The 26,156-nt window shown below is 35.9% G+C and carries 4 protein-coding genes; all 4 read right to left on the bottom strand.

The features are described 5' to 3' along the window. Nucleotide 1: 1 nt before the first annotated feature. Nucleotides 2–13,282, bottom strand: a complete 13,281-nt coding sequence (locus tag NAT51_RS15835; RefSeq protein ID WP_250600384.1) for a non-ribosomal peptide synthetase — start codon at nucleotides 13,280–13,282, stop codon at nucleotides 2–4. 10 nt (nucleotides 13,283–13,292) lie between these two features. Continuing rightward, nucleotides 13,293–15,677, bottom strand: a complete 2,385-nt coding sequence (locus NAT51_RS15830) for a TonB-dependent receptor (RefSeq protein WP_250600382.1) — start codon at nucleotides 15,675–15,677, stop codon at nucleotides 13,293–13,295. A 37-nt stretch (nucleotides 15,678–15,714) separates the two neighbouring features. Then, on the bottom strand, nucleotides 15,715–21,336 hold the full coding sequence (locus NAT51_RS15825; RefSeq protein ID WP_250600380.1) for a non-ribosomal peptide synthetase: 5,622 nt from the start codon (nucleotides 21,334–21,336) through the stop codon (nucleotides 15,715–15,717). Between the two features lie 11 nt (nucleotides 21,337–21,347). Beyond that, the coding region (locus NAT51_RS15820; RefSeq protein ID WP_250600378.1) for a non-ribosomal peptide synthetase at nucleotides 21,348–26,156 on the bottom strand (4,809 nt) is incomplete at its 5' end.

Raw genomic sequence — 26,156 nt, 5'->3', positions numbered from 1 at the left:
ACTATTGGGCAATAAGTTCGGAGTCGTGGACTTTTTCCAACAATTCACACAATACACCTTTATTATACACTAAATTGTCTCCTTCTAACATTTTGTGATGTTCTCCTTGTCCGGTTAAATAATTTACTTTCTCGAAGTATGCTTCCCAATTTCTGTATTCGTCACTTTTCACCCGTAGCAGATCTAATTCTACCGGCAATTGATCCTCATACGATACATTTCTCAAATACTCGATATAACTTTTCTGTTTTTGTTCGGCTTTAAGTAAGACTTCACGCATACTTTCATCGTTTTCCATTTCCGGATCGTGTAGTTCCAATAACAAATCTTCCGTTAAATCTTCTTTATTGAAAATAATCGTATCAAACATGATCAGCTTCGATACATTTCTGCCTAATTTATGAGTCAGATAATTGGCAACCTCATAAGAAATTACTCCTCCGGCTGACCAGCCAAACAGAACAATATCGCCTTCTTTTTGGATTTCGTTGATCTTTTCAGCGTAATACCCAATCAAGTTCTCTTTATTCTCAATGAAATTGAAAGACACAAACTTGCAGGTATTAATGTTTTGGAATAATTCGGTATAAGCACTTCCATATCCCGAAATTGGCGGAAAGGCAAAAACGACATTTTGGTTATCATTTTTATTACCATACTCATAGTAATCACTGTCCATAATTGCGTTTGTGTGGAATTTTGCCAACTCACTTATACTGTTGTAATGAAATAACAGGTCCAGAGGATAAGCTGTTCCAAATGACTTGTTCATTTTTGTGACTAAGTTTATGGCTGTTATACTATTTCCGCCCAAGTCAAAGAAATTGTCGGTAATACCTACTCTCTCAATTCCGAGAACTTCCTGCCATACGCCGGCAATTTGCTGTTCACCTTCATTTCTTGGTACTACATACTCATTGCGGATGACATCATCATCTGAAATTCCCGGCAATGCTTTACGGTCTATTTTACCATTTGGTGTCAAAGGCATATTTTCCAAAGCAACGTAGAAAGTTGGTACCATGTACTCCGGTAATTTACTTTGGAGATAGTTTTTAATTTCAGCTTTTTCGATTTCAGAATCAGCAGTAAAATAAGCAACAATAACTTTCTCCCCATTTACATCTTTTGCTTCAACAACCACGTGTTTGATGGCATCCGAAAATTGTAAAAGTCTCGTTTCGATTTCGCCCAATTCAATTCTGAATCCACGGATTTTAACCTGATGGTCATTTCTGCCCAAAAATTCGATTGTTCCGTCAGGCAACCAACGGCCTAAATCTCCAGTGTCATACATCGTTGTTCCCGAAATAAACGGATTGGCCATGAATTTCTCTGCGGTCAATTCCGGTTTGTTCAGATAACCGCGCGTCACACCGGCTCCCGCAACAAATATTTTTCCGAATACACCTGTTGACACGATTTGTAATTTCGGATCCAAAATGTACACCTGTGAATTAGAAATCGGTTTACCGACAGGAATTGTCACGTACTCTTTTTGTCTGATCTTAAAATAAGTACTGTAGGTTGTATCTTCAGACGGACCGTACAGATTATAAACTTCCAACTTATCCAAAGGCAGGCGTTGTACAATACTGTGCGGAATTGGTTCTCCTGCCATATTCAGAATACCTACCGATTCAAACGAAACACCATCGTCCAACAATTGACTCACAACAGACGGAACCGTATTGATCAATGCATTTCTGTCTTTACCAATATGATTTTTAAGCTCTAAACCATTCTTTAACAACTTAATTTTCTTACCGGTTGAAAATGTATAGAATATTTCAAAAACCGATAAGTCAAAACAATAAGATGTTACTGCATATACTGTATCAAATTTAGTAGTATCAAACTCTGCAATTGACCAATGAATCAATTCTACTGCATTACGGTGCTCAATCATAACTCCTTTAGGGTTACCTGTCGTACCGGAGGTGTAAATGATGTAAGCTAAATCATTTACAGTGTTAATTCTTTCAGGATTTGATTTAAGGTATTCGTCCTGAATATTATGAAATAATCCGAAAACACTTTCATCGATTACAATTTTACAATTACTGTCTTTCTCGATATACTCAATTCTTTCCTGAGGATACGAAAGATCAATCGGCACATAAGCTGCTCCCGATTTCAGGATTCCCAAAAGTGTGACAATCATTTTTTCGCTTCGTTCCAATTTAATTCCAATCAGATCTTCGGCTTTTATAATATGATTCTCTCTTAAATAATGACCTAATTGATTCGCTTGTTCATTAAGTTCCCTGTATGTTAATTGCAATTCTTCAAAAATTACTGCAATGGCATCCGGAGTTTTTTCAACCTGCTCCTCAAACAAATCAATCATGGTTTTACCCTGTGGGTACTCTGCCTGTGTATTGTTAAATTCTTCAACAAATTTTGTTTTCTCTTCAATTGCTAAATAATCAAAAGAATCAACCGGTTGCTTTGGATTATCAATTAACGCACTATACACATTATCCAGATGGCTGAAAATTAGATTGATAAACGACGAATCATAAATATCTGTGTTATACGTAACCGTAAGATACAATTGATCTCCCTCGACAAATGTAAAATTCAGGTCGAATTTTGCTGTTTTGTTCTCAAAATCAAATGATTCTGCCTGTAATCCGGTTAAATTGGCATTACTTCCCAAATTATTCAATTGCCCTTGATTTTGAAGGATCACCATCACATCAAACAAAGCCGAACGGCTAAGATCTCTTTTCAGGTTCAGATTCCCGACCAATTCATCAAACGGATAATTCTGATGTTGGTAAGCATTCAGAAGTGCTTCTTTTTCTTTATTTACCACTTCCAATAAGTCATCACCTTCTCCAAATTGGGTTCTGATTGCCAAAGTATTAAGATAAAGTCCGATTTGATTTTCCAAGTCCGGATGTTCCCTTCCTGCTATTGGTGTGCCAACGATGATATCATTCTGACCACTGTATCGGTGCAACAAGATTTTGATTCCGGCCATTAAAATCATAAAGAGCGTCACATCCTGCTCCTTTGAAAATACTTTTAGTTTTTCTAAAAATTCACCCGAAAATTGATGTGATCTGTCATTTCCGTTATAGGTTTGTACCAAAGGTCTTTTCTTAAAAGCAGGAAGTTCCGTTACCGGTAATTCTCCTGAAAATTGGTTTAACCAGTATTCTTTCGCTTTCAGATATTCTTCCTGTTGCATTTTTTCGTTAATCCAAACCGAATAATCTTTGTATTGAATACTCAATTCCGGTAGGTTGACAGGTTTGTTTTCAACAATGGCATTGTATATTTTTACAATCTCATCAACAATCAATTGCATTGACCAACCATCTCCGATGATATGGTGCATTGTAAGGAAGAAAACATGTTCATCTTCTTTTAATTCAATCAGCGAAGCTCTTACCAACGGAGCTTGTTCTAAATTAAAAGCCTGACTGTTTTGTTTTTCCAAATATTCCAATACCGCAAGCTTTTGATTGCTGTGGTTAGTGAAGTTAATTTCGGTTACAGCAAAATTGATCTCGTCTATTGGTTTGATGTACTGTCTTACCTGATCTTCACTATCACTTACAAAGCCAGTTCTCAGTATTTCATGTCTCTGAATCAACAAATTCAGTGTTTCATTGAATTTGGCTTTATCCAAAGTACCCACTAATTTTATAACCGAAGGCATATTGTAAGCCAATGAACCATTTTCCAACTGGCTTAAAACCCACAACCTGTACTGTGAACCAGTCAATGGATAACTGATCATTTCCGGAGCCTGAGGTATGGCTACATATTCGCCCTGATTTAAGACCTGGCCTAAAGATTCAATTGTTGGATTCGAAAAGAAATCCTTGAATGTAACCTTTTTGTTAAGCTGCTTGTTTAATCGGTTGATGATTTGTGCTACCATAAGGCTGTGTCCGCCCAATTCAAAGAAATTATCGGTAATGCCGACTTTTTCAACTCCCAAAACTTCCTGCCAGATCTCAACAATTTTTTGTTCGTCTTGATTTCTTGGCGCCGCATACTCTTTTCGGATGATATCTTCACCTGAAATGCCCGGTAATGCCTTTCTGTCAATTTTACCATTAGGTGTCAATGGCATATTTTCCAAGGCAACATAGAAAGCAGGCACCATGTGTTCCGGTAATTTACTTTGAAGGTAACTTCTGATTTCTAATTTTTCTATTTCGGAACCGGCAGTATAATAAGCAACCAATACTTTTTCTCCGTTTACTTCTTTTGCATCGACAACCGCATGCTTGATAGCGTTTGAAAATTGCAACAGACTTGTTTCAATTTCGCCCAATTCAATTCTGAATCCACGAATTTTAACCTGATGGTCATTTCTGCCTAAAAATTCAATTGTACCGTTTGGCAACCATCTCGCCACATCACCTGTATCATACATTTTGGTGCCGGAAACAAATGGATTATTGATGAATTTTTCTGCTGTTAATTCCGGTCTGTTCAAGTAACCTCTGGTCACACCTGCTCCGGAAATGTACATTTTACCGATTACTCCAACTGATACCGGCTGCAAATTGCTATTTAAAACATATATCTGCGTGTTATTAATTGGACGCCCGATCGAGAAAGGCATGTTTTCATCATATAGAAACTCTATTGAGGTAACGGTAGTTTCGGTTGGGCCGTATTTGTTGTAAAAATCACAAAACGGACTCCAGGATGCTGCCAATTTCTCAGGACAAATATCTCCTCCTGATAAAACCCTTCTCAAACTATAATTGTCTGAAGGTTTTAATTTGCTCACAACTGAAGGCACCGAATGGAAATGGGTAATTTTATTTCCGGATACATACAATTCCAATTCATTTTGATCCAATAACACTTTCCGTGGCAAAATATATAAGCTTCCGCCATTTAGAAGCGCTAAAAAGGTTTGCTCAACAGAGGCATCAAAAGAGAAGTTCGAAAGTTGGAGAATTCTCTCGCTGTCATCAATTCCAAACTGCTTCGTCTGGGATTTTGTCAAATTGATGACATTGGTATGCTCCACCATAACACCTTTTGGATTTCCGGTAGTTCCCGAAGTATAAATCACATAAGCCAAATGATTCGGTTGACATATTCTCTCAGGATTTGAAGCAGGATATTCACCTTGAATGCTTTTAAATTCATTCAGCAATACCTCATCAATTACCAGTTTACAATCACTGTCTTTTTCAATGTAATTGATTCTTTCCTGCGGATAACTTGGATCGATAGGAACATATGCAGCACCTGATTTTAAGATTCCTAAAAGAGCAACGATCATCTTTTCACTTCTGTCCAGTTTAATTCCGACTAAAGCATCTGGAACAATAGCATATTTAGCTCTCAAATAACGACCTAACTGATTGGTTTTAGCATTCAATTCAGCATAAGTCAGTTTTGTTTCCTCAAAAACAACAGCAACATTATCCGGCGTTTTTTCTACTTGCTCTTCAAACAAATCCAGAATGGTTTTGCCTTTCGGATAATCAGCTTCAGTACTATTAAAACCAACTACTAATTTTGTTTTCTCTTCACTTGACAGATAATCTAACCTATCCAGTGATTGCTTAGGATCCCTGATAATTTCTGTAAATACATTTTCAAGATGATTTACAACCGAATCTATAAATAATGCATCATAAATATCTGTGTTATAGGTAACCGTAAGGTATAATTGATCGGCTTCAACAAATGTGAAGTTAAGATCTAATTTTGATGTATTATTTTCAAAATCAAACAATTCTGCCTGTAAACCAACTAAATCCGTATGGTTTGACACATTGTTTAACTGGGTTTGGTTTTGAAGTACGACCATCACATCAAACAAGGCTGAGCGGCTAAGATCTCTCTTCAGATTCAGGTTAGCCACCAATTCATCAAAAGGATAATCCTGATGCTGATATGCATTTAAAAGCGTTTCTTTTTCTTTGTTTAGTATTTTCAAGAAATCTTCACCTTGCTCGAATTTGGTTCTAATAGCCAGTGTATTAAGATAAAGTCCGATTTGGTTTTCCAAGTCCGGATGTTCCCTTCCTGCAATTGGTGTACCAACAATGATGTCATTCTGATTCGTGTATTTGTGCAATAACGTTTTTACACCCGTCATCAAAGTCATAAACAACGTTAGGTCATGTTCTTTTGAAAAAGTCTTAACTTTTCCAAGAAATTCTCCCGAAAACTGATGCAACTTATAGCTTCCGTTAAACGTTTGCACCAAAGGTCTTTTCTTGAAAGCCGGAAGTTCAATTGTAGGCAATTCCCCGGCAAATTGATTTAACCAATATCCTTTTGCATTTTGGTATTCTTTCTGTTGCATTTTATCATTCATCCAAACCGAATAATCTTTATACTGAATATTCAATTTCGGTAAATCAACAGGCTGGTTTTGAATAATGGCATTGTAAATTTTTACCACTTCGGAAACAATCAATTCCATAGACCAGCCATCGCCGATGATATGATGCATTGAAAGGAAGAAAACATATTCGTCTTCATTCAATTTGACTAAAGATGCTCGCAACAATGGCGCTTGTTCCAAATTAAAAGCCTGATTGTTTTGCTCTTCCAAATATTGCACAACCGCAACCTTTTGATTGCTGTGGTTTGTGAAATCCATTTCGGAAACTTCGAAGTTGATGTCATCAATTGATGCAATAAATTGGCGTATTTGGCCTTCTTCGTCATTTTTAAAACTGGTTCTCAGGATTTCATGTCTTTCGATCAATAACTTAAAAGTTTCACTGAACTTAGCTTTATCCAAAGTACCTTTTAACTTTATCGCCGAAGGCATGTTGTAAGCCAATGAACCGTTTTCCAGCTGGCTCAAAATCCAAAATCTGTATTGGGAACCTGACAATGGATAATTATCCATAGCTGAAACTTGTGGTATCGCAATGTATACCTCCTGACTCAAAACTTCAACTAACGAAGCTATTGTTGGATTAGAGAAGAAATCTTTGAATGATACGGTTTTATTCAGTTCTTTGTTTAGTCTATTGATCACTTGTGCAACAACAAGGCTGTGTCCTCCCAATTCAAAGAAATTGTCCGTAACACCAACTTCTTCAATGCCTAAAACTTCCTGCCAAATTATGGTCATTTTTTGTTCATCGTCATTTCTCGGCGCTACATATTCTCTTCTGATAATATCTTCACCCGAAATACTTGGTAATGCTTTCCGGTCAATTTTACCATTAGAAGTCAGAGGCAAGCTTTCCATAGCCACGAAGAATGTTGGCATCATATATTCAGGTAATTTACCCTGAAGATAATTCCTGATTTCAGTCTTTTCTAATTCAGAATCAGCGGCATAATAAGCCACTAAGACTTTCTCTCCGTTTACTTCTTTTGCTTCAACAACAGTTTCTTTGATAGCGTCTGAAAATTGCAAAACAACTGTCTCGATTTCACCCAATTCAATTCGGAATCCGCGGATTTTTACCTGATTGTCTTTTCTTCCGAAAAATTCAATGGTACCGTCCGGCAACCATCGGCCCAAATCTCCGGTATCGTACATTTTTGTGCCCGGTATAAATGGGTTATTGATGAATTTTTCTGCCGTCAATTCGGGTTTGTTCAAATAACCTCTTGCAACACCTGCTCCGGAAACATATAGTTTTCCGATTACCCCGATAGAAGTCGTTTGCAATGTCTTGTCCAAAATATAAACCTGTGAATTTGAAACGGGTTTACCAATTGGAATCGAATTATATTCTTTCAACTCAATTTCGTAACTTGTTGAAAGTGTAGTATTTTCTGTTGGACCGTATCCGTTTACGATTTTTACCGACGGATAATGGTCAAATAATTTCTGAACATGGATTGGTGAAACTACATCCCCTCCAACCATCATTCGTTTTATCGTGGCAAACAAAGAAATTTTGTTTTCAACTACCTGATTAAACCATGAAGCCGTCATGAAAATACTGTTGACATTATTCGCTTGGATAACTTCTGCCAATCGGTCTAAATTCAACTGAACATCCTGTTTTACAAGTATCAATTTAGCTCCGTTCAACAAGGTTCCGAAGTATTCAATTGTTGTAGCATCGAAAGAAATAGATCCCGTGCTTAGCAATATACTTTCAGTATTTAAAGGAAGTGAAAAACCGGGTTTAACCAATCGGATAATATTTCCCTGTTCCACCATAACTCCTTTCGGGTTACCGGTTGTTCCGGAAGTATACATGATGTATCCTATATCCTGTGGTTGATTGATTTTTTCTGGATTTGCAGATGAATATGTTTCTTTTACCTGATCAAATTCTTCAAGAACAGCCTCATCAATTACCAGTTTGCAATTACTGTCTTTTTCAATGTAATCAATTCTTTCCTGAGGATATGAAAGATCAATGGGCACATAAGCCGCACCCGATTTTAAGATACCGAAGATCGCAACAATCATTCGGTCTGAACGATCCAGTTTAATACCGATTAAATCATCCGGAACGATGTTATATTTTTCTCTTAAATAATGTCCTAGTTGATTGGCACGCTTATTAAATTCTTCATAAGTCAGTTCAACTTCTTCAAAAGCAACAGCAATACTGTTTGGTGCATTTTCAACCTGCTCTTCCAACAATTCAACTACGGTTTTATCACTCGGATAATCAATAGCTGTATCATTAAAATCAACTACTAATTTTGTCTTTTCTTCAGTTGATAAATAATCTAAAGCATCTACAGATTGTTTAGGATTACTGATTACTTGATCAAATACATTCTCAATGTGACTGAATATTGAATCAATAAACAACGAATCATAAATATCCGTGTTGTATGTAATGTTCAGTTCTAATTGTTGTGTTTCGAAGAAAGTGAAAGTCAGGTCAAATTTTGAGGTATTGCTATCGAAATCAAACAATTCTGCCTGCAAACCTTTCAAATTTGTATTATCTGACAAATTGTTCAGTTGGGCCTGGTTTTGAAGTACAACCACAACATCAAATAACGTTGAACGGCTAAGATCTCTTTTCAGATTCAGGTTGCCAACCAATTCATCAAACGGATAATTTTGATGTTGGTAACCATTTAAAAGTGTTTCTTTTTCTTTCTTTAAAATTTCCAAAAAGCCTTCACCTTCTTCAAATTGAGTTCTAATAGCCAGCGTATTGAGATAAAGTCCGATTTGGTTCTCTAAATCCGGATGTTCCCTTCCTGCAATCGGTGTACCGATGATGATATCATCCTGATTACTGTAACGATGTAACAACGTCTTTATTCCGGCCATTAATACCATAAAAAGAGTAGCATCGTGTTCTTTTGAGAAAGCCTTTAGTTTTTCTGAAAAACCGGTTGAAAACCGATGTAACTTATAGTCTCCGTTGAACGTTTGTACTAAAGGTCTTTTCTTAAAACTAGGAAGCTCAATTGTTGGTAATTCCCCGGCAAATTGGTTCACCCAATACTCTTTTGATTTTTGCAATTCTTCCTGTTGTCCTTTTTCATTAATCCAAACCGAATAATCTTTATACTGAATATTCAATTCCGGCAAATCAACAGGTTGGTTTTCAATAATCGCATTGTAAATTTTTACAACTTCGGAAACGATTAATTCCATTGACCATCCATCACCGATGATGTGGTGCATTGAAAGGAAGAAAACGTATTCATCTTCTTTTAATTTAATCAGTGAAGCTCTTATTAACGGAGCTTGTTCCAAATTAAAAGCTATATTGTTTTGGACTTCCAAATAGTCTGAAATGGCAAGATTTTGATTGTTGTGACCGGTGAAATCTATTTCAGCTACATTGAAATTAATTTGGTCAATTGGTGTTATGTATTGTCTTACCTGACCATCATTGTCATTTTTAAAAGACGTTCTGAGGATTTCATGCCTTTGAATCAGTAAATTAAGCGTTTCATTGAATTTCGCCTTATCAAGGCTACCCATTAATTTTATGGCTGAAGGCATATTGTAAGCTAATGAACCACTTTCGAACTGACTCAAAACCCACAACCTGTGCTGAGAACCTGTCAAAGGATAATTATCCATCACAGGAGCCTTAGGTATTGCTACATATTCTCCCTGATTTAAGACTTTACTTAAAGATTCGATTGTCGCATTGGCAAAGAAATCTTTGAAAGTAACTTTCTTGCCAAGTTGTTTATTTAATCGGTTTATGATTTGCCCAACAATAAGACTGTGTCCGCCCAATTCGAAGAAATTATCCGTAATTCCGACTTTATCAATTCCCAAAACTTCCTGCCATATTGCAACGATTTTTTGTTCGTCTTCATTTCTTGGCGCCACATATTCCTTTCGGATGATATCTTCACCTGAAATACCCGGTAACACTTTTCGGTCAACCTTACCATTAGGAGTTACAGGCATTTTTTCCAGAGCCACATAGAAAGCCGGTACCATGTATTCCGGTAATTTACTTTGAAGATAACTTCTGATTTCTGATTTATCGATTTCGGAAGCTACAATGTAATAAGCAACCAATACTTTTTCACCATTTACAACTTTTGCTTCAACAACCACTTGTTTGATTGCTTCGGAAAATTGTAAAAGACTTGCTTCAATTTCGCCCAATTCAATTCTGAAACCGCGGATTTTCACCTGATGGTCATTTCTTCCCAAAAATTCAATATTCCCATCTGGTAACCAACGGCCTAAATCGCCTGTATCATACATTTTGGTACCGGAAACAAACGGATTATTAACGAACTTTTCTGTAGTCAATTCTGGTCGGTTCAAATAACCACGCGTTACACCCGCACCTGCAACATACATTTTTCCGACTACACCCACAGATACCGGTTGCAAATGATTATCCAACAGATAAACCTGAGTATTATCAATTGGACGCCCAATCGAAAACGGCTTGTTTTCATTATACAAAAACTCTATCGAAGTAACTGTAGTTTCAGTTGGACCGTATTCATTATAGAAATCACAATATTTGCTCCATTTATTAGCCAATTCGGGCGAACAGATGTCACCTCCGGCAATCATACGTTTCAAGAACGGAGATTTTCCCGGTTCAATCTTTTCCAATACAGACGGGACAGCGTGACAATGCGTAATTTTGTTTTCTTCAATAAAAGCCGTTAATTTTTCGGCATCAATAATGGTATTTTTATTCGGAATATGTAAAGAAGCACCGTTAAAAAGCGCCAGAAATATTTGCTCAACAGACGCATCGAAAGAAGTATTGGAAAACTGCAATATATTTTCATCTTCGGTAACTTTAAACTGCTTCGTTTGTGAATTGATCAAGTTGGCAACATTTACATGTTCCACCATTACACCTTTTGGATTTCCTGTTGTTCCGGAAGTATAAATCACATAAGCCAAATGATTCGGCTGACTAATTTTTACTGGATTTGAAATAGCGTAATTTTTCTGAATACTATTGAATTCTTCAAGAAATGCCTGATCGATTACAATTTTACAATTACTGTCTTTTTCGATGAAATCGATTCTTTCCTGTGGATAGCTGGAATCAATTGGCACATAAGCTGCTCCCGATTTTAAAATTCCCAAAAGAGCGATAATCATTTTTTCGCTTCGTTCCAATCTGATTCCGACAAAATCATCCGGTACGATGTTATATTTCTCTCTTAAGTATACGCCTAACTGATTGGTTTTAGCATTAAGTTCCGAATAAGTCAATTCCGTTTTTTCAAAAGCAACAGCAATGTTATTTGGCGTTTTTTCTACCTGCGCCTCAAACAAATCAACAATGGTTTTGTCTTTAGGAAAATCAGCTTCGGTGTTGTTAAAATCAACTATAACCTGCTTTATTTCATTTTGGGATAAGTAACGGGTATTCAAAATTGGAAGATGTGATTCAGTCAAAACACTCTCCATTATAGTTCCGAAATGACCAACTAATTTCTCGGCAAAATCGTATGAATAAACAGCATTATTGAAAGTCAGAATAAAATTCAATCCATTAACAGACTCGGTAAAAGTCAGTTCCATATCAAACTTCGTAAGTACCTTTTCCTGATTGTTGAAATCCAGAATATTAATACCGGCAACCTGTTGTGAATTCTTTTCAAAGTTGTCTATGTTCTGTAACGTAAACAATACATCAAATAAAGGAGTTTTGTTAGGTTCTCTCCTAATATTCAGGTTTTCAATCAGTTCATCAAAAGGATAAATTTGGTGTTCATATGCGCCTAAAGTCACATTTCTGACGTTAGAAAGTAAATCAGTAAAACTATTCTTTTCTTCAAATTGGGTACGCAATGCCAGCGTGTTGACATAAAATCCAATTTGGTTCAATAAATCAGAATGTTCCCTACCCGCAATTGGGCTACCAATGATGATATCCTTCTGGTTGGTGTATTTGTAAAACAAAACATTTAAAACACTTACCAATCCCATAAACAAGGTAGAATCCTGTGACTTACACAGTGCAGTAAACTTCTCTAAAAGAGTAGCATCAAAATTTCTGTTAATGGAGTTTTTATCCAGAAAATCTTCATTTGACAGAACCTGTTTTTTTGGCAAATCCAATCGGGTAATATCGCCCTGAAATTGTTTAAGCCAATACGCTTTGTGCAGTTGGGAATTATCCTCCTTAATTTGATCCTGCTGCCAGGATGCATAATCTTTATACTGTATTGGTAATGGTGGTAACGGATTATCAATGTTGTTCAGAAAAGCGTTGTACAGAATAAACAGCTCATTGATCATCACCTCCATTGACCAGCCGTCACTCACAATATGATGAATCGTCAAAATGAATATGAAAGTATCTTCGGCTTTTTGAATCAACTTAACACGCATCAAACAATCCTTAGCTAAATCAAATGGATGTTTTGTTTCATTATCAATAACATCTTTCAGATCTTCATCAGAAATTCCTTTAGTGGCATCTACAACTTGAATCTTAAAATTAAGATCTCCATAATCGAGAACTATTTGTCTGATTTCAGCATCAGCTGTTTCAACAAATACTGTTCTCAACGATTCATGTCTTTGGAATAATTTCTGAAAAACATTTTCCAGAATCGCTATATCCAAACCACCTTTAAATTCGAATACACTTGAAATATTATAAGCCGCATTATGACTCTCTTGTTGAGACAAAAGCCACAATCTTTTTTGTGCAGAAGAAATTATATAAGATTCCTGTTGGCTGACATTCGGGATATTTTTATAAACTGAATTAATTCCCTGTGAGCGCTTTAAGAAATCAATTATTTCATCTTTCTTTAATTTAATTTCTTCAAGTAACTCCTGGGTCATAACACCTTTAGGAGCATTTATGTCAAGCTTCTCCCCCAGTAAGTTCAGCTTTATATGTAATGAGTTTAGTTTTTTTAGTAATGTTTGCATGCTTACTTAATTAATTTCCTGTTCTGCTTCTTTCATCAGCATTCCCCGTTTCCCTGTTCTTCACATTTACTTTACTACTTCCGAATCTGTAGTTTAAAGTCAATTGGACATATCTTGAATCGGAGTAATAGTTTCCGTATCGGTACACGCCATTTACGGTTGAACCGAATCTCATTTTATCGGTTCTAAAAATATCGTTAGCTCTCAATGAAATTTTCAAGTCTTTATTCAGTAATAAATATTGGAACGTAAATGAAACCGAACCGGATGATTCCATTCTGTTTACACCATAAGTTGCTATAGGAGAGAAAACAAGGTTAAGATTGTACAATAAGGTTTTATCCTTATTTAAAGTAAATTCGTTATTACTTGTCATCGAAGTATAAAAACCGTCAACACCATCTGCAGGAATTCCAACAGCTTCAGAAGTCAGATAGTTTAAAATATAAGTGTTGTTACTTGTCCACCATTTAAACGTATTGAATGTATAAAGTTCAGAAAGCCCGTATCTTTTCACATTGAACATATTTCTATATGTCAGGTTAACAGTAAAATTATCGGAATCAGGGATACCAATCTGGCTGTACATGTTGTTCTCTATACTGTAATAAAGTTTACTCTCTAATTTTTTGTAGGTATAACTTACTTCGAAATTATCAATGAAGAAAGGTCGCAGAAAAGGGTTACCCTGTAAACTCAAAAACGGGTTTACATAAGTGATATTCGGGTTAAGATTCGTAAAATTCGGTCTTCCGATTCTTTTATTGTATCCAAATCTGAAAGTTGAATTTTCCCTAGGTGAATAAGAGATATTAAGAGAAGGAAAAAGTTTTGTGTAATCATTACTTACTGATTCATCCAAACTTGCATTAAATGATTTTGTCTGGGTAGCTTCCATCCTAAGTCCCATTTGGACTTCCACATTGTTTCCAAACTTCTTATTCCCTGACACATACAATGCCTGTATGTTTTCGTCATAATTAAATTCATTAGTTGTTAGTGGCATATCTGTCACCGGTTGATCGACCAATCCACTGTTGAAAGCAGAAATATCATTTTGGGTTTTTAAGAATGAGAACTTACCTCCAAAACTCCAATTGAACGATTTATTAGGCAATTCAAAATCAACTTTAGTTGAAAAGTGTTTTGTTTTCTGGTTGTTGATATTAATCCCTTTAAAGTATTGGGTGTCGTCAGGATTATAAACTTCTGAAGTACCTTCATAAGGTCTTTTGTCATTATTTGAAGACTTAAAATAATCCAGGTTCAGAGTCATTTTTCTCCCAAGAGTATCCAGCTTAATTTCATTAAACATATTTATGGAATTAAGTGCCGGTTTTTGAAAAACATACGTATCTGATACAATATTCTTTTTCAGTTCTCCCGTAACTTCATCGGTTACCAACGTGTTTCCGGGTCTGTCAACAACTACTTTACTGAAATTACCAAGATACTGAAACCCGAAAGTCCATCTTGGAGTCGCCGCGTATTCTGCACTCAGAACGGCATTCGTTCTTTTATAACCTCTTTTAAACAACTGATCCGAATTCCATTCTTCTGTTGGATAATTGATTCGATCCTTGTATATAAATGTCTCGGCACCATCTCTGTAATTTAATGAAGAATTGATACTCAACTTATTTTCGTTATACAAAAAGTTACTGGTAATAGCTCCTTCATCATCATATGATCTAAGTAAATAACTCGTTCCCAATGAAAGACTTTTTGAATCTTTTTTTGCCTTTTTCAGTTTAATATTAATTAATCCACTATTACCGATAGCATCATATTTAGCCGGAGGCGTTGTTATTACTTCAATACTTTTGATATTATCGGCAGGAATGGACTTTAATAAACTACTTAAATCATCTTGTCCTAACTCAAGCATTTTGTCATCTATCAAAACCCTAACTGTGCTTTTACCCAACATTTCTATGTTGTTATTTTGCACCAGTACCCCGGGAGTAATTTTCAAGGCATCCAATGCATCACCACCGGCAGCTCCTATGGTTTTTTCAACACTAAAAACAGTCCGGTCAATTTTCCGTTCTATTACCTCATTCTTTTTGACAATGGTGACCGTTTCCAGTACATTTTTACTATTCACCTGTATAGTACCCAAATTAATATCTCCATTCAGTACTAAATCTTTTGAATACAATACGTCTTCAAATTTGCTGATTTCCAATTTGAATGTACCAGCCAGGTATTCGATGGTAAATTCTCCGTTTTCATCTGTTAACTGGTTTTTTAAAGGAACATACTGATCAGACAGAAGCTTTACTTCTACGACTTCTAAAGGTTTATTATCAAGGGTGACAACTTTTCCGGAAATTTTGACTTGGGCGTTTAGCGCACCACTTAAAATAAGTAAAACAAATAATAAACGATTCATTTTTAATTTTTTAAATATTAATATTTTCATAAAAAAGCTACAGCGTGAAATTTTCACTTTCTTCTATTAAAACATCAGCTTTTTCATATGTACTGAAGGCTATTGTGTTTTCGATTAATAAGGATAAATTCTCGAGGATTGTATTGTCAAACAAATCAACTATTGATAATTTCACGTCGAATTGTTTGTGAACAATACTGATTAATCTGGTTGCATTTAAGCTGTGTCCGCCTAATTCGAAGAAATCATCGGCAACGCCTATTTTATCAAGTCCAAGAACTTCTTGCCAAATTGCTACTAACTTTTCTTCTATTTCATTTCTTGGGGCGACATACTTCTTTGTGGATAAATCTGATAAATCTGGATCTGGTAATGCTTTCTTATCGACTTTGCCATTTCTGGTCAATGGAATTTTGTCTAAAGTAACCCACAACTGAGGTACCATATAGTCAGGTAACTTAGTCTTTAACTGGTCTTGGATGTATTGTTTATCAAACTCTCCTTCTACCACGACATAACCTACTAGCCGTTTATTTCCATTTATATCTGCATTGGTGAATACTACCGCTTGTTTGACTGACTCTATTTGAGTTAAAGCATTCTCAATCTCCCCAAGCTCAATGCGATAACCCCGTATCTTTACCTGGTCATCCTTTCTGCCTACATACTCTATATTACCATCTTCTAACCAGCGCGCCAGATCTCCTGTACGATACATCCGCGCATCCTCTTCTTTATTAAATGGGTCTTTTACAAAACTCTTTTTGGTCTTTTTTTCATCTTTCCAATATCCCCGTCCTACTCCAATTCCTGAAACACATAACTCACCTATTACCCCTACTGGCATCAACTGATCTGCATCTCCTAAAATATATAACTGGATATTTCTGATAGGTTTACCTATCGAAATACTACTACTTTCCGGTAAACTGGTCATATGATAAAAACTAACATCATCAGATGCTTCTGATGGACCATAAGCATTTGATACTCTCTTACCGGGGTAATGACTAAACCATTGTTGCAAAACATCTTTTGTTACTGCTTCTCCTGTAACTGATAATGTATCTACTTTTTCTAAATAAGTACCATCATCAAATGAAAATAAAGACTCTAAATACGATGGAACTAATTGTAAAATATTGATCTGGTCTTTTGACACTGATTTTAAAAACAAGGAAACGTCTTTTATAACATCATCACTATAAATCACAATACTACCACCTACTATCAAATTATTCAATAATTGCCAAATAGATATATCAAAAGTACTAGGTGCAGTCTGAGCTAAACGACTAGTCTGATTCAGATCAAACTCCTCAACCATACACAACAAATGATTTAACATGCCTAAATGTTCAATCATAACTCCTTTAGGAACACCCGTTGTTCCAGAGGTATAAATTATATAGGCCAAATCAGAAGGGCTAACTTGATTTACTAAGCCTTCCATAGATTCTTTATCTACAATTTGATCTCCTATAACAATTATTTTTGAAGTCTCGATAGATAAAATACTACTATACTGCTCTTGAACTAATACAACTTCTGCATCCAGATCATTTAATATAAAATTTATTCTCTCTAATGGAAAACTTGGACTCACCGGAACATAAACCCCTCCCGCTTTAAATATGGCCATAATACCTAAAACCATATCGATACTTCTATCCATTAATAATGGAACATTACTTTCTGTGGTAACTCCTCGACTTTGTAAATAATGAGCCAATTGATTAGACCTTTGATCTAATTCTTTATAAGTCATGGTTTGCTCTTCAAATATTAATGCTATTTTATTTGGAGTTTTCTTAACCTGAGCCTCAAAAAAATCAACTATCGTCTTATCCTTTGGATAATCAACCTTGGTGTCATTAAATTCATATACAATTTTATTATACTGATCATCATTTAACATTGAATGTTCAGAAATCTTTTTCTCAGGAAGTTCTAAAAACTGCTCCAAAGAATGGAAATAAGATTCAATTACTGTCTGGATAAATTCTGAGCCGAACACATCAACTTTGTATTCCAGTTCCAATTCAATAGCATTTGGAGCTTCATAGAAAGTAAATGTCATATTAAACCTTGAAAATTGCGCTGCCTGATTGGTATCCATCAAAATTTCAAATGGTAAGTCACCTTTGCTAAGAAGTCCAGATCTGTTATCCTGGTTTTGCAATACCACAAGTACATCAAAAAACGATTGCTTATTAACAACTTTCAGGTCGTTCAATATCATATCATACGGATAAGTCTGATACTCCAAAGCTTTCGTTACACTTGCTCTTTCATTGCTCAAACAATCGATAAAACTTTGATCATTATCAACTTCAGAATAGATTGGTAAAGTATTAATAAACAAACCAATAGCCGATTCAAAATCTTTTTTAACCCTTCCGGAAATTGGTGTCCCGATAACAAAATTTTCCTGTGCCAAACGGTATAAAAATGTACGGACTGAAGCCATTAATACAACAAACAGTGTTGTACGGTTTTTACCGGCGAAATCATTCAATTTGTTTCGTAGCTGTTCATCAATAATATGTTTAACCCTTGCACCTTTATCTGTTTGCGGACTTGGGTTCCCTAATTGTAAGTTTGAATTGACATTTTTCAATTTATTTTGCCAATACGATTTATAAGGTTCAATTTTTTCGGGACTTAAACTATCCTTAAGCCAAACCAGATAATCCAAATAATCAGTTTTATTGGGTTCAGGATTATAGTTTTTACTTAAAATTTGTTGGTAAATTGTAACAAAATCTTTTACAAAAATCCCAACTGACCAACCGTCGAAAATAATGTGGTGAAAAACAAAAAGGAGTTTGTCATCTTCCTGCTCAGACTGGATTAAAGTTGACTTGAACAACGGTCCATTTTCTAGGTCAAATCTGGTTTTTTTTGCCTCTTCCTTTTTTAGTTCAACTGATGATGCATCTGTTTCAGATTCAAGAGTAAAATAGTCATTAATGCTAATTGCATTGATTTCTTTGACTTTTTGTTGGATCACACCGTTTTCATCCAGGAAGAAAAATGATCGTAAAGAAGCGTGTTTCTTAATCAATTCCACCAACGTTTCCTTGAAAATAGTAATATCAATTGTTCCTTTTACAACATATGTTAAATCAATATTATAATAAGAACCGTCAAATTGAGATTCCACCCACATTCTCTTTTGTGAGTTTGATGCCTCGAACATTTCAATTGCCGGTTGAATTTCTTCTTTGCTATCAGTTATTTTACTTTCTTTCTTACTGACTTCATCTTTTACAAGAGCAATAATCTCATTGATTTCGTAACAGTTGAATAAGTCATCAAAAATTATCGCTATGCCGAATATTTCATTTATGCGGTTGATGAATTGGATCCCAACAATTGAATTTCCGCCCAATTCAAAGAAGTCATCCGTAAGTTTTATATCATAATTTTTCAGAACTTCTTTCAGGATATCCATAACAACTTCTTCCTCGTCCAGGTTTTCGGATAAAAACTTTACCTCCTGAATTGATACTTTATTGTCAGTTGGCTGAAAAAGTAAAGGATTATTGATTTCATTCCAGCAGGAAATCTTCTCAAAAGGATATGTAGGCGCATCTATTTTTCTAAAAGACTGATTTTGGTAAAACTTATTCCAGTCGAATGTCAGTCCGTTGTTATAGAAGTCGGCCCATAATGCATTCCAGTTTTTGTCAGTCATGGTTTTTAACAAATCAACACCCGGAATTTGCTCACTTCTTAATGTTTCAAAGATATTAGGCATTAAATAACCATCAGTTCCCACAATCACTAATAAAGTGCTGTTTTCATTACAGTTTTTAGCCAATAATCTTAATTTTTCAAAATCCAATTCTGACTTAGCATCAAAACCTAAATCATTTGGAACAGAATTATTTCCATCAATAATTGCTTTGGAAACCTTAGAGATACTTCCGTTGCAAATAAGTTGGTTGATGATAAATCCTTTCGCCGAAAGATATTTGAATAAAGAAGTCTGAAATGCCAGTGTTTGTGAAACAGAAGAGTTTATATCATTACTGTCAATTTCTTTCTTTTGGCCTTGGTAAATGGCATTAAATGCATCACAGCTTAAGTAGTTATCAATAGGCTGTATGTCATCGGAAAGATACAATAAAGCAACTTTAGTATATTTTGCCGTATTCAGACTTTCACATTTCTCCTTTTGATTTAAAAGTGATTCCTTTATTTCTTCGATGTTGTCTCCGGAAACTGCTAATCGGAACTTATAATCAGTTCTACCGGTATTCATGGTATATGCCAAGTTCCCAATTTCAGTAGTTTCAGAAATAAAATTGGAGATATTTTCAATATATTGTTTTAAAGCATTTTTACTTTTGGCAGCTATTTTAAACCAATTGTTGTTAGTATCCGGTTTAGCATATTCCTTGGTATTTGACACATATTCTTCCAGAACAACATGTGCATTCGTTCCGCTCAAACCAAACGAACTCACACCAGCTCTCCTGATTTTATCACTTGCCCATTTATTTCCTTCTTTCTGAAGAACAATATTTTCTTCCTCCTCAATAAATTTGTTGGTATTGGAGAAATTTGCCAAAGGGAAAAATTCCTTTTCCTTAAGTACTGCCGCTGCTTTTATCATACCAAACAAACCTGCCATGTTATCCAAGTGACCGATATTTGGTTTTAAAGTTCCAATACGGACAGCGTAAGGTTCTGTTTGTGATGAAAACGCATCTTTTATTCCTTTGTACTCAATGGGATCGCCCAACTTAGTTCCGGTTCCGTGTGTTTCGATATAACCAACTGATACCAGAGGAACATTAGCATTTTTATTAGCACTCAGGATTACCTCTTTCTGGGCCACAGGGCTCGGAGCCGTTACACTACTCGATCTGTTTCCGTCATTATTAATGGCAGAACCTTTAATTACAGCTAATACATTGTCGTTATCTCTTAAGGCTAATTCCAATGGCTTTAGAACCACAGCTGCCACTCCTTCGCCTCCGGTTGTTCCGGCAGCTAAATCATCAAACGCTCTACAGATTCCATCGCTGGACATAATTGGATCATTTTCAAGAGTATTGGCCTCATTGAACATGAATTTCAAATGTGAACCGGCTACAATCGCTTTTTCGATCTGCCCGCTCTTTAAATACTGAACTGCTTCATGCACGGCAACCAAAGAAGATGAACATGCAGTATCAATGTTCATGACCGGTCCTCGTATGTTTAAAATATTAGCAATCCTACCACCGCCAATCGAAGGTATTCCGCCAATAAAATCCATGCCTTTATTTTCAGACTGGTACAATACATTATAAACACTTGAAGGAAACGAAGTGAACAATCCGGTTGATTGAAAAGTTTTTTCATCTAGATTATACCCACTGTTTTCCACAGCTTCACATACACCTTCCAAAATCATTCTGTGACCGGGATCAATGGTATTTGCCTCAGCTTTTGATATACCGAAAAACTCATGATCAAATAAATCAACCCTGTCCAAAAACCCATAAGGGTGATAAGAATCCTTTTTCAAAATTCTTGAATGTATAATTCTGTCTTCTGTAGGCTGAATGGTACTAACACCACAATTTCTCAAAAGATCTATGTATTGTTGTAACGTTTTTATATTGGCGCATCTTAAGCTTAACCCAATTATTGCGATATCCATATTACTTTTTTTTATATTTCAAAAAATTTCATTTCTTCTTGTTCTACTTCTAAAATTTCCTGTTCAGAATTTCTATAGATGTAATTTGCGATGTCTTTAATGCAGTTGAATTCAAATAAATCCGGAACAGTCATAATCCGAGGCCACACTAAATCTATCCTATGGTGTAATTTGATAATTTGAAGGGAAGTTCCTCCTAGTTCAAAGAAATTATCAGTAATACCTACTTTGTCAATACTTAAGATATCCTGCCAGATTTTAGCCAGTTTTTGCTCTACATCATTACTTGGTGCTTCATATTCCCTTCTGATCAAATCATTTTCAACGATATTAGGCAAAGCTTTTCTGTTGACTTTACCGTTAGAAGTCAGTGGCAATTCATTCAATATCACATAGAAACCAGGAATCATATACTCCGGTAGTTTCTTTTGTAGGTATGTTCTCAATTCAGATTTATCAACTTCTGAACCGGATACCAGATAAGCAACCAGTACCTTCTCTGAATTAACCTCTTTTGCGTCTACCACCACTTGTTTCAATGCATCCGAATACTGTAAGATGGCACTTTCAATGTCACCCAATTCAATTCGGTATCCGCGTACTTTAACCTGAAAGTCATTTCGGCCTAAAAATTCGATTTCTCCATTGGTATTCCATTTACCAACGTCGCCTGTTTCGTATAATAAACTGTTGTCATTAAATGGATTTTTGATGAATCGCTCTTGTGTCAGAGTTTCATTTTTATAATACCCTTTGGCTAATCCGTCACCCGCAATGTAAATCGCTCCCGTGAAACCAATTGGTTTTGGGTTTAATTGTTCATCCAGAATGTAAAACTGGGTATTGTGAAGTGGCTTTCCGATATTCGAAGCATCTTTCGGCTGTTCGATTTTCTTCATACTCGACCAAATTGTGGTTTCCGTTGGTCCGTACATATTCCAGACTTCCTGTGTATGGTTCACCAGTTTTTCGGCTAAAGCTTCGCTTAATAAATCGCCACCGCACAATACTTTTAATGAATTGCTGCCTTTCCAGTCTGCATTGAATAACATTTGGTAGAAACTTGGCGTAGCCTGAATAATTGTTGGCTGTATTTCTTCCAATTTTTCAATAACCAAAAGCGGATCTGACAATACTTCCTGACTTGCAACATATAAAGTTGAACCCGAGATAAGCGGTGTAAAGAATTCCAATATTGAAATATCGAAAGAATACGTTGTTACCGAAAACATCGTATCATTTTCAGTGAATCCCGGTTGGCTTTGAATACTCGTTAAGAAATTCACCAATGACTGGTGGCCGATTTCCACTCCTTTTGGATTTCCGGTTGAACCCGAAGTGTAAATGATATAAGCAGTATCTTTTGGAGAAACAACTTCTGCAACAGTTCCATTGTATTCCTGGATTCCTTCCAAAATACTTTCAAGGGAAACCATTCCTACCGCATCACTGCAATTCAAGCTATAGTCTTTCTCAAAAATCAAGGTCTTACTTTGACTGTTTTCAATGATGTATTCCAAACGGTCTGTTGGGAAATGAGGATCCAACGGAATATAAGATCTTCCGGTTTTTAAAATTCCCAGTAAGAGTGCCACCATATCGGCTGATCGGCTCAACAATACGGCAATCGGTGTTTTGTCATCTTTACCGTAAACTGTCAGAAGGTATTCGGCTATTTGATTTGACAAATGGTCAAGTTCAGCATAGGAATACGATTTCGATTCGTCTTTTAATGCTTGATTATTAGGCGTTTTTTCAGCTTGTTCAGTAAATAAACCAACAACCGTTTTGTCTTTCGGATAAGCAACTTCTGTGTTATTAAAATCAATTAGTGACTGTTGTCTTTCAGATTCGGAAACAAAATCAACAGATGTCAGAAGTGCTTGTGGCTGTTCTAAAAATTCGGTTAAAAGACTTTCAAAATGCACAAACATTCTGTCAATCAGATATTCGTTATAAATATCTGTGTTGTATTCAATTGTAAGTCCGAGCCCTTCCGCTTCGACAAACGTAAAACTTATGTCAAACTGTGAAGTTTTTCTGGCGAAATTATAATCGCTGACTTCGAGATCAGCAAGTCCATCCTTATTAAGACTACTTAATTGACCTTGATTTTGTAATACAATCAAAACATCAAATAAAGCCGAACGGCTGGTATCTCTTCTTAATTTTAGTTTTTCAACCAACTCATCAAAAGGATAACTTTGATGGTCATAAGCATTTAATAACGTCTCCTTTTGAACTCCTAACAAATCAAGGAAACTGCTTTTTTCCTTAAATGATGTACGGATGGCAAGTGTGTTCAGGAATAATCCCATTTGGTTTTCCAGATCCGGGTGTTCCCTTCCGGCTATCGGAGTACCGATTATAATATCATCCTGTCCGGTATAACGGTACAATAATGCATTAATACCCGCCATCAAAGTCATGAATAATGTAACATCTTTTTCTTTCGAAAATGCTTTCAGTTTCTGTAAAAATGATTTAGAAAACTGACGGTTTATGTAATCTCCGTTATACGTTTGAACCACCGGACGTGTTTTGAAACTTGGCAATTCCAGAACCGGTAATTCACCTTCAAACTGTTTTAACCAATATTGCTCCGAAACTTGCTGTTTTTCCTGTTGCAATGCATCATTCAGCCATACTGCATAATCTTTATACTGAATATTTAATTGCGGTAAGTCTATCGTTGCATTTTGCATCAATGCATTGTAAATTTTTACAATCTCAGATATTAGCAACTGAATCGACCAACCGTCACCGATGATATGATGTATTGATAAGAAAAATACATACTCATCCTCTTCTGATTTGATTAGAGATGCTCTCACTAATGGTGCTTTTTCCAAGTTAAAAGGAATACTGTTTGTTTCCAGCAAATAATCAGAAATGGTTTTATCAATATTATCAGAAGCACTGAAATCTTTCTCAGTGATACTAAAATCCGTATCCGCAACCGGCACTATATATTGACGGATTTCTCCTTCTTTACTTGTTTTAAAATAAGTTCTTAATATCTCATGTCTTTCAATCAATAATTGGAATGATTGCTTGAATTTATCTGCATTGATAGCACCTTTTAATGTAACGGCTGCCGGCATGTTGTATGCTAATGAACCGCCAGGCAACTGACTTAATATCCATAATCGGCTTTGTGAAGCTGTCAATGGGTAAGATGCTGCTTCGGAAGCTTTTGGAATGGCTACATATTCAACTTGCTTCAATTGTGCACTTAAACCTTCAACAGTTGAGTTTTCAAAGAAAGAAGTAAACGATACGGTTTGACCCAATTGCTTTTGAATTCTGTTTATGACTTGGGCCATTACCAAACTATGGCCTCCGAGTTCGAAGAAATTGTCTGCAATACCTACTTTCTCAACACCCAACAATTCCTGCCAGATTTCAACCAAATCCTGTTCAACCTGATTTCGTGGTGCCACATACTCTTTTTTTACAATATCATTTGCTGATATATTTGGCAATGCTTTCCTGTTGATTTTACCATTTGGTGTTAATGGAAACGCATCCATTACAAGGTAGAATCCGGGAATCATGTATTCCGGTAATTTCTTTTGAAGAAAAGCTCTCAATTCAGTTTTATCAACTTCTGAACCGGATACCAGATAAGCAACCAGTACTTTAACCGAATTTGTTTCTTTTACTCCAACAACCGCTTGTTTCAAATCTTCAGAATACTGCAGAATAGCGTTCTCAATATCACCCAATTCAATTCGGTAACCACGGATTTTAACCTGATTATCATTCCGCCCTAAAAATTCGATTTCTCCATTGGTATTCCATTTACCAACGTCGCCTGTTTCGTATAATAGACTGTTATCACTGAATGGATTTTTAATAAATCGTTCCTGGGTTAAAGTTTCGTTTTTATAGTAACCTTTAGCTAATCCGTCACCCGCAATGTAAATCGCTCCCGTGAAACCAATTGGTTTTGGGTTTAATTGTTCATCCAGAATGTAAAACTGGGTGTTGTGGAGTGGCTTTCCGATATTCGAAGCATCTTTCGGCTGTTCGATTTTCTTCATACTCGACCAAATTGTGGTTTCCGTTGGTCCGTACATATTCCAGACTTCCTGTGTATGGTTCACCAGTTTTTCGGCTAAAGCTTCGCTTAATAAATCGCCACCGCACAATACTTTTAATGAATTGCTGCCTTTCCAGTCTGCATTGAATAACATTTGGTAGAAACTTGGCGTAGCCTGAATAATTGTTGGCTGTATTTCTTCCAATTTTTCAATAACCAAAAGCGGATCTGACAATACTTCCTGACTTGCAACATATAAAGTTGAACCCGAGATAAGCGGTGTAAAGAATTCCAATATTGAAATATCGAAAGAATACGTTGTTACCGAAAACATCGTATCATTTTCAGTGAATCCCGGTTGGCTTTGAATACTCGTTAAGAAATTCACCAATGACTGGTGGCCGATTTCCACTCCTTTTGGATTTCCGGTTGAACCCGAAGTGTAAATGATATAAGCAGTATCTTTTGGAGAAACAACTTCTGCAACAGTTCCATTGTATTCCTGGATTCCTTCCAAAATACTTTCAAGGGAAACCATTCCTACCGCATCACTGCAATTCAAGCTATAGTCTTTCTCAAAAATCAAGGTCTTACTTTGACTGTTTTCAATGATGTATTCCAAACGGTCTGTTGGGAAATGAGGATCCAACGGAATATAAGATCTTCCGGTTTTTAAAATTCCCAGTAAGAGTGCCACCATATCGGCTGATCGGCTCAACAATACGGCAATCGGTGTTTTGTCATCTTTACCGTAAACTGTCAGAAGGTATTCGGC

The organism is Flavobacterium amniphilum (genome assembly GCF_023634845.1).
GTDB classification, from domain to species: Bacteria; Bacteroidota; Bacteroidia; order Flavobacteriales; family Flavobacteriaceae; genus Flavobacterium; species Flavobacterium amniphilum.
Note: the sequence above shows the minus strand (reverse complement) of the source record. Positions and strands in the feature narration are given on the sequence as shown.